Annotated in this window: 12 protein-coding genes; 8 read left to right on the top strand and 4 right to left on the bottom strand. The window is 46.5% G+C overall.

What is annotated here, in order from left to right; genetic code table 11:
• Nucleotides 1-386: 386 nt before the first annotated feature.
• A complete protein-coding gene (locus Q1A41_RS08070; RefSeq protein ID WP_299976951.1) occupies nt 387-788 on the bottom strand; it encodes a hypothetical protein in 402 nt (133 codons plus the stop codon).
• Between the two features lie 90 nt (nt 789-878).
• Between Q1A41_RS08070 and Q1A41_RS08065 the strand changes: the two genes are divergently transcribed.
• On the top strand, nt 879-2054 hold the full coding sequence (locus Q1A41_RS08065; protein WP_299976948.1) for an iron-containing alcohol dehydrogenase: 1176 nt from the start codon (nt 879-881) through the stop codon (nt 2052-2054).
• A gap of 111 nt (nt 2055-2165) precedes the next feature.
• Here the strand turns inward: Q1A41_RS08065 and Q1A41_RS08060 are convergent, their stop codons facing one another.
• The gene (locus Q1A41_RS08060) at nt 2166-3068 is read right to left on the bottom strand and encodes a LysR family transcriptional regulator (RefSeq protein WP_299976946.1); all 903 of its coding nucleotides are present in this window, start codon (nt 3066-3068) and stop codon (nt 2166-2168) included.
• Between the two features lie 179 nt (nt 3069-3247).
• Here Q1A41_RS08060 and Q1A41_RS08055 point away from each other — a divergent pair, with 179 nt between their 5' ends.
• Nucleotides 3248-4006, top strand: a complete 759-nt coding sequence (locus Q1A41_RS08055) for an SDR family oxidoreductase (RefSeq protein WP_299976943.1) — start codon at nt 3248-3250, stop codon at nt 4004-4006.
• 42 nt (nt 4007-4048) lie between these two features.
• Here the strand turns inward: Q1A41_RS08055 and alr are convergent, their stop codons facing one another.
• Both alr and Q1A41_RS08045 read right to left on the bottom strand, forming a co-directional pair.
• The gene (gene alr, locus Q1A41_RS08050; protein WP_299976940.1) at nt 4049-5143 is read right to left on the bottom strand and encodes an alanine racemase; all 1095 of its coding nucleotides are present in this window, start codon (nt 5141-5143) and stop codon (nt 4049-4051) included.
• Nucleotides 5144-5242: 99 nt separating this feature from the next.
• Nucleotides 5243-6100: a D-amino acid aminotransferase gene (locus tag Q1A41_RS08045; protein ID WP_299976937.1), complete on the bottom strand. Its 858-nt coding sequence runs from the start codon at nt 6098-6100 to the stop codon at nt 5243-5245.
• Nucleotides 6101-6648: 548 nt separating this feature from the next.
• Between Q1A41_RS08045 and Q1A41_RS08040 the strand changes: the two genes are divergently transcribed.
• The 6 genes from Q1A41_RS08040 (at nt 6649) to Q1A41_RS08015 (ending at nt 13821) form a co-directional block, all read left to right on the top strand.
• Complete coding sequence (locus Q1A41_RS08040; RefSeq protein ID WP_299976935.1) at nt 6649-7755, top strand: MltA domain-containing protein; 1107 nt, start codon at nt 6649-6651, stop codon at nt 7753-7755.
• 92 nt (nt 7756-7847) lie between these two features.
• Complete coding sequence (locus Q1A41_RS08035) at nt 7848-8303, top strand: hypothetical protein (protein WP_299976932.1); 456 nt, start codon at nt 7848-7850, stop codon at nt 8301-8303.
• A 71-nt stretch (nt 8304-8374) separates the two neighbouring features.
• Nucleotides 8375-8815 (top strand): protein tyrosine phosphatase family protein, encoded by a 441-nt coding sequence (locus tag Q1A41_RS08030; RefSeq protein ID WP_299976929.1) that lies wholly within the window; start codon nt 8375-8377, stop codon nt 8813-8815.
• A 397-nt stretch (nt 8816-9212) separates the two neighbouring features.
• A complete protein-coding gene (locus Q1A41_RS08025) occupies nt 9213-11222 on the top strand; it encodes a filamentous hemagglutinin N-terminal domain-containing protein (protein WP_299976926.1) in 2010 nt (669 codons plus the stop codon).
• Nucleotides 11219-12907, top strand: coding sequence for a ShlB/FhaC/HecB family hemolysin secretion/activation protein (locus tag Q1A41_RS08020; protein ID WP_299976923.1), 1689 nt, complete (start codon nt 11219-11221; stop codon nt 12905-12907). The genes Q1A41_RS08025 and Q1A41_RS08020 overlap by 4 nt, the downstream gene beginning before the upstream one ends.
• Nucleotides 12908-12927: 20 nt before the next feature.
• A complete protein-coding gene (locus Q1A41_RS08015) occupies nt 12928-13821 on the top strand; it encodes a tetratricopeptide repeat protein (protein ID WP_299976920.1) in 894 nt (297 codons plus the stop codon).
• Nucleotides 13822-13884: the final 63 nt, after the last annotated feature.

Here is a 13884-nt window from a genome sequence, read left to right as displayed (position 1 = left end):
CTCCTGTATCAATTACTGGTTAAATATACAGTATATTTGGCTGGTTGCAAGTGTTGATGTTGGGACTTTGGTTTTTAGTTTGATTTGCAAGGTGGCTTCGAACGGCCTTGATGGTGGGAACCGTATCCAAAACTCGCCGTAAACCCATGGATTCGCACCATCCAGGTGCTCAGCCTTCGGCCAAGCCCAAATTCGCTCCAAGCGAATTGGTCATGGGGGCTCTCCAAAAACATCCTTGTTTTTGAAGGTTTTGACCTTGTATACCCCTACCAATACTTCGGAGGCTGTAGCTTGGAGTCTTGTATGCTCGGTAACTTTAAGTTTTTGGAGTTTAAGAATGCTTTTACACAAATGCTCTCGTCGGCTCGAGGTTACCATCAAAAATACTAAACGCTGTTTTGATGTTCTTTAACCAACGGATTCCCATAAAACCCCATGCCTAAAATAACCGCCGCCATCATAAAGTGCAGCATGTCACCCCGGCTCATTACGGTTAAGGCTTGCCCACCTTGGCTGGCGATATCGATGTACTCCAAATAGCGTAGTAACACACCGTAAAGCAGCAAAAAAATGTTTAAAGCACTTTCACCTAAGGCAAAGAGGGCTCGCATGGTGGGGCGTTTAAGTAAGAGGCTGGGTACTACAAAACAGGCCGCTAAGTACAAATAGTGCAGGCTAGGGCTGGCGCCGGGGATATTGATGCGAATATCTGAGCCCCACAGCGCGAAGCTGATAAGAAAAAGCGGGCTTAGCCAGTAGTAAATTTTAATCGTTGTTTGAGAATTCATATGGCTATTCTACGGATATCTGTCACGGCTTGCATGCCTCGCCGTCATTTGTCAGGATGATCAGCTCACACATCAAACCAAGAAAAAATAATGAACACAGCAATAGCCCGTATCTCACTGCCGCGCTTGATAGAACTAGGCGGTGATAGTCTAAATAAACTACCTGAAGTTTTGCGCAGTTTAGGTAGCCAGCGCCCCTATATGATTTGCGATAGATTAATGCGCGATATCGGCGTGCAGGCAAAAGTGCAGCAGGCCTGTACTAATGCCGGGGTGGAGCTTACTGATAGTGATGTGTTTAGCGATGTGATGCCTGAGCCGACCGAGGATTCTTTGCAGCCAGCCATAAGGGCAATGGCAGAGGGTAGCTATGATGGAGTTATTGCCTTAGGTGGCGGCAGTGCAATTGATAGTGCTAAAGCCATTGCCTATCTCGCGGCAAAAGGTGGGCGTATGAGCGATTACAAAGTGCCCGCCATTTGTGATCAGCCTGGTTTGCCTCTTGTGGCTATTCCAACGACGGCAGGTACGGGCTCTGAAGCCACTCAATTTACTATCATTACCGATGCCGATAGTGACGAGAAGATGCTTTGCAAAGGCTTGGCGTTTTTGCCCCAAGCGGCAATCGTCGATTACAAACTTAGCCTCACCGTACCGGCGCGAGTAACGGCGGATACCGGTATTGATGCCTTAACTCATGCTATTGAGGCTTATGTTTCAAAGCGCGCCAACGACTTTAGTGATCAACAAGCCTTGGCTGCAATGAAGCTAATAGCACCTAACTTGCGCAGCGCATTTCATGATGGCAATAATGAGAAAGCGCGTGAAGAATTAATGCTAGGCTCACATCTAGCGGGCATAGCTTTTTCCAATGCTTCGGTGGCTTTGGTGCACGGTATGAGTCGGCCAATAGGTGCCCACTTTCATGTGCCCCACGGTATGAGCAATGCCATGTTGTTACCGGCCGTGACTAAATATTCTATTCCAGCCGCCGTCGAGCGCTATGCCCATTGCGCAAAGGCAATGGCGATCGTTAGTGAAGAAACTGACGAACAAAGTGCTTGTGATGCATTGCTGTTGTGGTTAGAAGCTTTAAACAAAGAACTGTTAGTGCCAAGCCCTGCAGAATTTGGTATCAACAAAGACCAGTTTATGAATAAGCTGGATATCATGGCTGAGCAGGCTTTGGCTTCGGGCTCTCCGGGTAATAATCCTCGTGTTCCAAGCGAAGGCGAAATGAAAGAAATCTATTTAGAGCTTTGGTGAAGCCAATTGCTGCGATGCCTGATTATTGTTTTTTCGAACGTTGCTCAGGTATTTCAGTCATGGCTGGATGGCTTTGCTGTGACCAAAACTCCCCTTGTGTAATGACCGGGGTTAAGGTCTAAACTCCTCAAAACTCTCAATAACAAAATCCTTAAAAGCCTGAATTCGAGCAGCCGAGTTTTTCTGCTTTACGTAAATCAAGTAAAGCGGTGTGGCCACTAAACGCCAGTCTTGAAGTAAAGGGATAAGCTTGCCTTCTTTGACTTCCTTTTGGCAATACAGCTCAGGCACACGAATAATGCCATTGCCAGCAATGGCCGAAGTTAACATGACACGTCCGTTTTTGCATTGCAGTTGTCCGTCAATGTTAAAGCCTTCTGTCTTATTGCTAGCTGGGTTTTTGAAAGACCATTGCTGAACACTGCCGGTAATACAGCGATGCTGTGAAAGTTCATCCGGCGTTTGCGGCTGGCCATACTGCTGGGCATAACTGGGGCTGCAATAAAGCGATATATTTAAATCGCAGAGCTTACGAGCAATCAGTGAAGAATCTTCCAGCTCGCCCATACGAAAAACAAAATCATATTGCTCCTGAATTAAGTCAACTCTTGGGCTGCTAAAATCTAGCTCGATTTTAATTTCTGGGTGCTGCCCTAGGAATTGATTAACCATGGGGGCGATAATATCTTCTCCGATGGGGCCACCCACGGAGTTGATATGAAGATGGCCATGCAGCTTATCGCGTGAATCCTGTAGTTTTTCGATGACTTGCTCTATATCCAGCAATGCTTGTTGGCATTGTTGGTAAAATAGCTGCCCCTGTTCGGTAAGCTGTTGGCTGCGAGTGGTGCGAATCAATAAACTCAAGCCCAGGCTGTCTTCTAATTGCGCCAGCTGTTTCGATATTTGAGGGCGGCCACAGCCAAGCTGTTCAGCCGCTTTGGTAAAACTGCCGGCCTCTGCCAAAACTACAAATGTGCGTATATCGCTTAGGCTTATATCTTTAGGGATCATCGCTGCTGTGCTCTAAACCGGTGGTGGCTTGGCTAGTCTGTTTATTTCTTCCTTCCAGCGCATTGTTTCTTGTTTGGAAATAATGCTGTTCCAGGCGCTATATATATCCCAAGGCCCAGCTTATTTACAGTTAGCCCCATGTTGAATAAAGCAAACAAGTAATTCAAGAGGGCAAGAAAATGACAGATAAGCTAAGTAATAGTGTAACAGCAGCGGATCAAAAAGGCTTAGTGGTGATTACAGGCGCTAGCTCCGGCATTGGGGCGGCCTTGGCCAAAAAGATAAGCGCAGCAGGGCACCCCCTGTTGTTACTGGCGCGCCGAGTGGAGCGTTTGGAGGCTCTGGGCTTAAAAAACTGCCTATGTGCCAAGGTAGATGTTACTGATCAGTCGGGGCTGCAAGCGGCCATCGCCAAAGCTGTGGAAAAATTTGGCCCGGTAGATCTGCTTGTTAACAATGCGGGTGTTATGTTGCTTGGCGATGTGGCGAACCAGCAGGCCAGTGAGTGGCAGCAGATGTTTGAGGTGAATGTTTTAGGTTTGCTCAATGGTATGCAGGCCGTGCTTACAGATATGAAGGCTAATAATCGCGGTACTATTGTGAATATTAGCTCAATTGCAGGGCGTAAAACCTTTGCTAATCATGCGGCTTATTGCGGTACAAAGTTTGCCGTACATGGGCTCACTGAGAATATTCGAGAAGAAGTAGCCGATAGCAATGTGCGAGTCATTACTATCGCTCCGGGCGCCGTTGAAACTGAGCTGCTATCGCATACCAGTTCCCAAGAGATTATTGATGGCTATAAAGCTTGGAAAACACAAATGGGTAATGTACTAAGCGCAGAAGATGTTGCAAACAGTATTTTGTTTGCTTATCACATGCCACAAAATGTATGTGTTCGTGAGATCGTCTTAGCGGCAACAGCGCAGCAGCCTTAATTCAGCGCTTGCTTGTGGCAATCAACGCCTAAGCCGGCAGGCCTATTCGCTATATACTCGAAGAGGCCTAGCTGGCATGCGTGTTAACAGCTCATAGCCAATAGTGCCTGCGGCATCTGCAATACGATTAACGCAAAGATTTTGCCCCCACATTTCGGCTGTGCAGCCTATGGCAATATCTTTAAGTTCGGTGATATCTACCGTGATCATGTCCATAGAGACACGGCCAACTAGCGGTGCTTCTTGTCCGTCAATTAATACAGGCGTGCCGCTGGGGGCGTGACGTGGGTATCCGTCGCCGTAACCGCAGGCGATGGTGGCAATTAGGCTATCGCGCTCTGCTTGCCACTTGCCACCGTAACCAACGCGTTCCCCTGCCTTAATTGGACGAACCGAAATCACTTCGCTCACTAGGCTCATGACAGGTTTTAGTTTATCGGCATTTGTATGGGGCACCGTAAAAGGTGAAGCACCATATAACATAAAGCCAGGGCGAAGCCATTGGCGATGAGCTTGAGGGTGGCCGAGTACGCAAGCTGAATTAGCAAGGCTTTGGGCAAGGCCTTTGGTTTGTTCACTTTGAGCAATTAAATGATCAAAACATTCGAGCTGAGCTTGATTGCTTGGGTTATCCAATTCATCGGCGCTGGCAAAGTGGCTGGCAATAATAATATCGCTGTGTACATTATCGCTGGCTTTTAAAATGCTTAGGGCGCCGTCGGCTTGTTCCGGCAGTAATCCCAAACGATGCATGCCGGTATCGACTTTTAACCAACAATGCAGTGGCTGGCTAACATTGGCTTGAATGATAGCTTGAACCTGCTCAAGGTTTTCTACCATCAAATAGAAGTTTTGCTCGCTGGCAATGCTAACTTCATCGGCGCTGAAAATACCCTCTAATAGAAGAATCGGTTTTTTAATGCCTGCATCACGAAGCTCTAAAGCCTCTTCTATGCACGCTACCCCAAGCACAGGTGCCAAGGGCTCAAGTGCTTTGGCAGCAGCTATAGCACCGTGACCATAGGCATTGGCTTTGACAACGGCGACAGCTTGGGCGGCCGGCGCAAGATCGCAGGCCAGCTGATAGTTGTGGCGCAGCGCTGCTAGATCGATACGGGCGTGACAGGGGCGACTCATAATAAATCCGAGTATTCTTTATTTCTTTCTGTGTGTTTCTATTTCGTTCCATTAGTGCTTTAACGGTTAGCCGCTAAAGCACATTCAACACTAACTATATTAATAGTCGTGCTTGTGGGCACTATATAGCGCTTGGGCAGCTTCCCAAACCGGGCCGACTTTACCATCGCCAACGGCTTTGCCGTCCACTTCAACAACAGCCGCAACTTCTTTGCTGGAGCTACTGATCCATACTTCATCGGCGTTGGCTACTTCGTCCATTGTGATAATACGTTCTTCAACGGTAATATCGCTGTGTTTGCGTAAAATATCCAAGAGCATTAAGCGGGTAATGCCAGGTAAGATTTGATTATCCAGCGGTGGTGTCGCAATAACCCCGTCTTTAACGATGTAGGCATTACAGGCACTGGCTTCAGTTAGCTCGCCCTTGGCGTTGTACAGCAAGGTTTCATTTTGCCCGCTGCTAAAGCCATGTTGAAAGTGCATTACATTGCCCAGCAAAGCGGTAGATTTAATGTGACAGCGCTGCCAGCGTAAATCTTCGGTGGTAGCCACTTTATAGCCATTGGCTTGCTCACGATTGGCGACAGGTGGCGGGGCAATCTCAAAGGCAAAGCCAAAAACAGTAGGGGCTACATCGTCTGGGTATGCGTGAAAGCGCTTAACATCGGCGCCACGGCTAACGTGTAAATAAATACCCAAATTTCCAGATCCGTTCTTTTCGATAAGGCCTTCACAAATCTCGCGCCATTTTTCATGGTTAAGATCGTGCTTGATATCGATAAAGCCCATACCCTGGTGCATGCGATCAATATGAGGGCCAAAGCCAACTAACTTGCCATCATAAGAGGGAATCACCTCATAAATGCCGTCGCCAAATAAGAAGCCACGATCCATAGGTGATATACGGGCCTCTTCCAGGGGCAGAAATTCTCCATTCAAATAGGCTGTGGTCATAATATCCTCGATAAATATAAGCAGATGGAACCCGGCTATAGCGCCAACAGTAGTCGTCAGTGGGCGTACTAAAGCCCAATGCTGTTGCGCTTATTGTAGTGCAGATTAAGAGTAAGCGTGGGGTGAACGCTAATCCGGCCGGGTGGGCTGGGTAGGCCGAGCGGGGTCACTTTTGGCGACAGGGCAGGGCTTGCTGCGAAGCAGTGCTTCCAATTGCCGCTATTTTAGCAAAGCTTTGCAGAGGATTATTCGGAAAACGGGTTTTATATAGTGGATTATTCTGATTTGGTTAAATAGCGGCCTGTCTTTGTGTCGGTTTATGTAGATCCCCTCTAACAAAGTAGCGCTTTGAAAGCTTTGTCACACACTTGGCTTGCCGAGCACCTAGGTGTTAAGTCGCCTATGTTGATTAGGACGCCTCCGGCAGTCGTGATGGGCTCATGTGTAAAAGTCATGTGTAGGAGCAATATTTAGGAACAATGTTATGATTGATTGCTCTAATCTATGTCAGAATCACTAGTTGTTTTAAAGCCATACACGGACCAAGAATGCGCCCATTATTAATATCGATTGCCGTACTTAGCAGTAGCCTTGCCATCAACTTGGAGGCCAAAACCCAAAGTTACCAGTGTCCTGATGGTCGGGTTGTAGAAACAAAGGTAAAAGGCTCACGTGAGCAGCGAAAAAAAACAGCCAATCTACAGATTAATGAAGTAAAGCAGCAATTTAATGAACTGCCTGGCTGGTTAGATAAGCCAGAGCCAGAATCCTTATTGCAGGTTATCGAGAACAATTGCAAAACCAGTAAACTGCCAAAGGGCTGGGCGAAGATATGCCAAGAGGCGGAAGGTTTAAATTCGGCTAATGTCTACGACTATATCGAAAATAACTTTATTCCTTATCAGCTAGTGGTGGATACAAAAACAGCGCGCAATGATAAAGGAAAGTTCACGTCTTACTATGCGTCTTACGTTAATGTCAGTAAAAGCAAAACTGAAAAGTATCAGCACCCTATTTATAAGTTTTCAAAGAAAGCGAAAACTTTATCCCGCAAACAAATTGAAGCTGGCGGGCTAGCAGAATCAGAGGTGCTGTTCTGGTCCGATAATGCCTTTGATAATTTTGTTCTGCATGTTCAAGGTAGTGGCGTAGGCAAACTGCCTGATGGCAGTAAAGTTAAAGTACTTTATGCAGGCAAAAATAAAGAAAACTATATCAGTTTGGGCAAGGTGTTACGCGAATGCGGTGAAATACCCCCCGCAAAAATCTCTTTGCCCTCTATACGAGCTTGGGTTGATGCGGCCACGCCCATCGAATACCAACGTTTGATCGGCAATAATCAAAGCTATGTGTTCTTTAGAGAAGAGGCCTACAATCAAGAAGCACCCTTGGGTGCTTTGGGTGTTCCCCTAACCACTATGCGTTCGCTGGCAGTGGATACCCGATATATTCCCTTGGGGACCATGGCCTATGTAGCCGTACCTCATCCATTAAACGACAGCAAAATAGAGCAGGTTTTTATCGCACAAGATAAAGGTGGCGCCATCAATGGCGGTATTCGCGCTGATATCTTTGCGGGCGAAGGAGAGCAAGCAGGTGAATTTGCCGGGCGTATGGCCCATAAAGGAAAGTTCTGGCTGATTAAACCAAAATAAAAAGCTCTTTGTTTCTGTCCATATGTGAAATATCGATGCTTAAGGTAAGTAAGCGCATAAAATAATAATGTAAATGTTGTATAGGGATAACAATGAAGCCTTCTATTACTGATTGGATTCAAGCTTTAGCGGTTACCATGGGGGTGGCTTACGCAGCTTGGGAATTCATTCTGCATGACCGAGCCCAAGAGAAACTTAAAAAAGAAGCCGTTTTACAGTTGATGCTAAGCGGACAAAACGAATCGATTTCCAAGTCTGCCCATGAAATACAGAAAGTATTTAGCGAGCTAAAAAATAACGATGACGCAAGTATAGAAGATTGGGTAAGGCTACAAACCATCTATTTTCCAATACAAGCTCACTTAAGTGCCTGGGGCTTTTGTTATCACAATAATATGTGTGACAAGAAGCTAACCGAAGCCTATATCTGCGAAAACTTACTAGATTTTGATAAGTTTAGAGCTTTGGTCAATGAAAAGGTGAATAGACCAGATTTTCAGCGTGAAGAGGGTTATGGGGCTTTGTTAGAACGTTGCTCTGAAAGATAGATCACGCTTTCCCGAAATTTAAACAGATGCCCATTAATTGGAATTCTAGTGCTGATAAAACGAGGTGAGCCATGGATGTAGTCAACTACTATCAGGTGAGTAAAAATATTGCTTCATCCGGCCAGCCAGCTGCTGATCAGTTTGAAAGCATCGCAAATGCTGGATATGACGTGGTTTTTAATCTCGCTATGCCAGACCATGAGAAATCGATTGCAAACGAAGGCAGCATAGTAACTTCTTTAGGGATGAGCTATATCCATATTCCGGTTCCCTTCGATGCTCCAAATGAAGATCACTTCACTTGCTTTGCAGCCTATATGGATTCTCTCAAGTATAAAAAAGTATGGCTACATTGTATTGTCAATGCTCGAGTATCGGCCTTTCTTTTTCGCTACTTGCAAGAGCAGGGATGTTCAGCGCTTGAGGCCAAAACACCAATTTTAGAATACTGGCTACCAACGATGGACGATAAGTGGAAAGCTTTTATTAGCCATGCGAAAGAAGCGCCTTAGTAAAATCAGTCTGTTCTTCTCATCGATTGTGCTAACAGCTTCGTTGCTTTAAGTTGGTCGATCTTCCTATGAAAGTCTAGCCAGGCAAAGGGCTTTAGTTACAAAGTGCTAGCTCAACTGCTCAAATCCCTCTCTGTCCTTCATTCTAACTTTGCAAACCACTTCGCCAAACGGCTGCTTATTTCAAGCTTTGGGCTGATTGTCTTGAGCCGCTTTGTCATTAAAATCTTCCACTCAATAAGAGGATAGTTACAAGGAAGTCGCCTCTAAGTTTTCATCTGTTTGTACCGTAACTAGCCCTTCTTGATTGGATTTCTTAATTGGATATCTGAATAAGATCTTCAAATGGTGGTTGTCTCGGGCAGCCCATACTTTAACGCAGGGAAGTGGCTAGCATATGCCTTTAAAATCCTCCACTCGATCGTCAGTCGCGAGTATTTCTGTCGCCCTGGTATGTTGCTTAAACACAGCGCTGTCTGCAGCGAATAATGTCGTGCCCGATGGCAGCACCGCGACCAGTGTTGCTCAGGTGGGTGGGCGCACTGAGGTACAGATCGCCCCAGCCAATGAAGATCGAACAAGTTACAACCGTTACCAGAAATTTGATGTCAGTGCTGAAGGTGTAGCTCTAAACAACCGCGAGGTTGCAGCGCGGACCATTGTTAATGAAGTTACCGGCGGAGAGCTATCAACGCTGGCCGGGCAAATTGAGGTGCTCGGCACCAAGGCGCATATTGTTATCGCAAATACCAATGGTATTTCGGTCGATGGCCTAAACTTTATAAATACTGCCGATACCCTATTAACTACGGGCAGTGTTTCTACAGTAGAGCGAACCCTTGGACCGGGTGTGCAGCAACTCAACACCTTGCTGGATACCCAGGTAGGCACCATTGTTGTTGGAGAGGGCGGTATCTCCGGGGCGATGAGCAGTCTTGATCTAATCGCTAATGCCATTGAAGTAAACGGCCCAATTCTTAATAGTGAGATAGGCCGCCGCAATCAAGTTAGATTACTGCCAGGTAAAAGCATCACTGAGCTAGACAGCTCGCTATCTCCTTCAAACCCCACACGAAACGTAGCAATCAATCAGCAAAGTGAGGATGGCAATCAAAGTGTGCTGGTACGCATGAGCCAAAATGCCTCGATCGAAGCGGGCAGTATTCTTATTGCTGTTACCGCCAAAGGGGCTGGCGTAAAGCTTGATGGTGAGCTGATTGCAAACAGTGGCAACTTTGTTCTAAGCACAGATGGTGAAATTAGTTCGGCGGCAAGCATTCGTGCGGCAGGGCATCTGGCGATACGCAGCTCAGGTAACGTGACCTTAAGCAGTGATATTGAGCGCGAGCAGACGGAGGTGGCCGCTGGAAACGGCATAAGCGTGCAAAGCGAAGGCAGGTTCTCATCAGAAGGTGTATTACTCAGTGCGGCGGTAGATGTGCCCAGCGAGGGTGAAGATGCTATCGCAGCTATTGATATAGAAGCGGAAAAAGGCATCGAGCAAAGTTCGCTTAATGGCGATCACTTGGGCATCTTGTTTGCCGCCAGCGGCGATATTTCACTGCGCTCAGCGGGCGATATCACCAATTACAATGGCCGCATGATAAGCAATGGGGCATTGGCAATTGAAACCCCTGGGGCATTTAAAAATCTTTTATCGTTTAACGATTTTGAAGGTCGAGGTGAAATACAGCAAAGTGAAACCATTGGCTCTAGGCGTTGGTACACCTTATTTCTAAAGCGTGAAAAACGCCGCGAACTGTGGGCCGACTTCGGCAGGATGGATATTGACGGAGAGCTACCCACCTTAGTTGCTGATGGAGATTTAGACATTGTCGCAGACCATATTTCAAATGTTGGTGGAAACTTTATTTCCAATGGTGGTGATATTCTTCTTGATGCAAAAACGGTTCACAATGAAGCTGTAGCGCTAGGTGAACTCCGTTTTAGCAGCCATTGCGTAATTTCATGCGATCAGTTTGGCCAATCGACTGTGCAGCTATTTGGCGGCAGTATTCAAGCCGCAAACGATACAGAACTGCAGGCTAGCGAATCGTTTTACAACTTAGGTGGAACCGTCTTTAGCGTTGCTAACACGCGCATTACTACGCCCTTAATTACCAATGAAGCCATTACCATTCCCAATGTTTTCCAACGCCGCAAGGGCTTGGCAGGCTTTTTCAACCATCGCACAGGCCATGTATTTCGACAAGATCAAGGCGGCGCCTTAATAGCTAATATGGGTAGGCTGGTCATCAATAGTGATGCTGAGATCTACCAAATAGGTGGTTTTTTTCAAAGTGGTGAAGATGAAGATATCCCTGTTGATATAAATATAGTGCGTGAAAGAATCAATCAAAGCCCAGTAAATGGCGAGGCCATTGGCTTGTTTGGGAGCGCGCTATGAGCCTCGCAAGCTACCCATTTAGGCTCGCATCGGCAGCTTTGTTGCTGGCAGCGATGCTTCTATCGGCTGAGCGGAGTATGGCGCAAAGTGCTTCGCAGCTGGAGACTGAAGCTGATCGCTTTTTAAAGCAACAGCAAATGCAGCGTGAGCGCGAAGAGCTTCAACGGCAAAAAGCAATCATGATCGAGCCCGAAATTGAAGAGCAAGAAAGCTTCAGCGATAAAATTTGCTTCACCATTGAGAGTGTGTCGTTTGAAGGTGTGAGTGTTGTGCAGCTAAGCGATCTTCAAACGCTTAGCGAGGATATGATTGGTCAGTGTGTTGGGCAGAGCCGTATCGGTAATTTACTGCAATTAATTAACACGCTCTATATGGAGCGCGGTTACATCACCACAAGGGCCTATCTTCCTGAGCAAAATTTAAGTCGTGGAAAGTTGCTTATTAAAGTGATGGAGGGTCGAGTTGAGCAGGTAAAACTCAACGAAAACTCCAATGCTGATCGCCGTCGTTTATGGACAGCTCTGCCAGGCACCCGCGAGGGTAGTGTGCTAAATATGCGCAATTTGGAGCAGGCTGTGGATCAGCTAGATTTACCAGCTTCTGTTAAATCGCAAGTAAAACTCTGGCCAGGTGACGAAGTTGGTACATCGATTGTAGAGATTAGCACCCAAGAAAAAGATCGCTTACGTCTAAACGTAAGTACTGACAATGACGGTCAAGAAGGGACGGGTAAACAACGTTTAACCTTGGGTATGGGACTTGATAATCTGCTGTCCTTAAATGAAACCATTAATGTGAACTACATAGGAAGTCGCGATACCAATGCGTTGATCTTCCAAATGTCTATGCCGTTTAGGCGTTTTAACTTGTCATATACGCGCAGCTACTCAGAGTACCTCAGTGTGTTGTCAGAGTTTAGTGAATTGTTTGGCCAGTCCGATTCCACCTACCTAAATTTGGACTATATGGCCTTTCGAAACGCCAAGCATAAGCTTAGTGTTAAAACGGGTTTATCGTTAAGGGAATCGCTACGTTACATTAATGACGTTGAGCTTAGCCCCCAAAAACTGTCGGTGGCCAGTTTAGGCTTAGAGCATCGCTATGTCGGAGAGCGTTCTCGTTGGCTAAGCAGCTTGCATTATCGCCGGGGCTTGGATGCCTTTGATGCCAGTAAAGATGTGCCTGATCTACTAGAAATAGCACCTCACGCACAATTCAGTAAATTCGACGCCACTGTTCATTTTAGTCGTTCCCTAGGCGAAAGTTTCTTTTTGCAGTCCTTGCTATCGGCTCAATATTCAATGGATTCACTATACGGTTCTGAGCAGGTTCATCTAGGCGGCTTAGGCACCATTCGTGGCTTTGTTGGGCAACCCTTTAGTGGTGATCACGGTGCTTATCTTCGTAACGATATTTCCTGGCCGGTGGGGAGTCGAAAGCTCAGCGATTGGATTCCATTAGTTGATTTCTCCTTGGCAGGGTTTATTGATTTAGGTTACAGCAAATCAAAGGCCGAAAACATCTACGGGCGTCACGAAGAGAGCTTATCTGGGGCGGGTATTTCAATCAATGCGTTTTACGGTGATAGCCGCCTCGCCCTAACCTTGGCTGCGCCTATTCATGCGAGTCAACGCCGAGTAAAAGACGATTATCAAATGTCGGTTTCGGTAAACTTGAACTTTTAAAAGCACAAATGAGGTGTTTTATGTTAGTTAAAAAAATTGCAGTTAAGAATGTATCAGTAAAGAAAACAGCAGTGAAAACCTTGGGGCTTGTGGCGCTATCGGCCTGTATGTTGATTGCGCCTGGTTTTGCGCTGGCCAAATCTAAAGCGACCGATGCCGCTTTAAAGCAATTGGAGTCGCAGAAATTTGAGGAAGCCGCTAAGGCATTGTCAGCCAGTTTTGATGCAGGTGATGGTGATGCAGCGTTTTACCTTGGTCGCATGTTCGAGTTGGGTCTGGGTACCCGTGCTGACATCAAAAGGGCGGCGGGTTTGTATCAGTTGGCAGCTGATAAAAACAGCGCATTAGGTCAAAACCGATTAGCGCTTGTTTATATTCGAGGTGAAGCCGGTGTGTTGCAGGATTATAGCCAGGCTTTAGATATTCTTAAAAAAGCGGCGGCTACCGGCAATGCCGACGCACAGTTTAACTACGCCACTATGTTTGAAAAAGGTTGGGGCGTTTCTATTAATATGAAAGAAGCGGTTAATTGGTTCACCAAAGCCGCAAAGCAAGATCATATTGGTGCGCAGAATAAGTTAGCACTTGCTTATAGAGATGGTACTGGAGTTAAGAAAAATCAGAAGGAGGCGCTGCGTTGGTTTGCTATGGCGGCATCGCAAAATAATCCACTAGCGCTTTATGAAATGGCAAACGCCTTTGAGGAAGGCAAGCTGCGCCCAGCCAAGCAAGGTACTGCCTACATGCTATTCAATCTTGCTGCTGCTGCAGGCTTGCAGCAGGCAGCAGTACGTCGCGACAATATACTGCGCCAATTGAGTAGCGATGATGTGAACAAATATCAAAAGCTAGCGCGTAATTGGGTAGAGCAAAGCAGCAAGGATCGTCTAAAAACTCTCAATAAAGGCGCCTAGCTACAACAGCGCGCTACGCGAGAAAGTAATAGGGTTTAAACGCTGGCATATCGTCAGCTTCAC

Source organism: uncultured Pseudoteredinibacter sp. (assembly GCF_947502065.1).
GTDB lineage: Bacteria > Pseudomonadota > Gammaproteobacteria > Pseudomonadales > Cellvibrionaceae > Pseudoteredinibacter.
The sequence above is the reverse complement of the archived record's forward strand: the minus strand, read 5'-3'. Positions and strand labels throughout refer to the sequence as shown.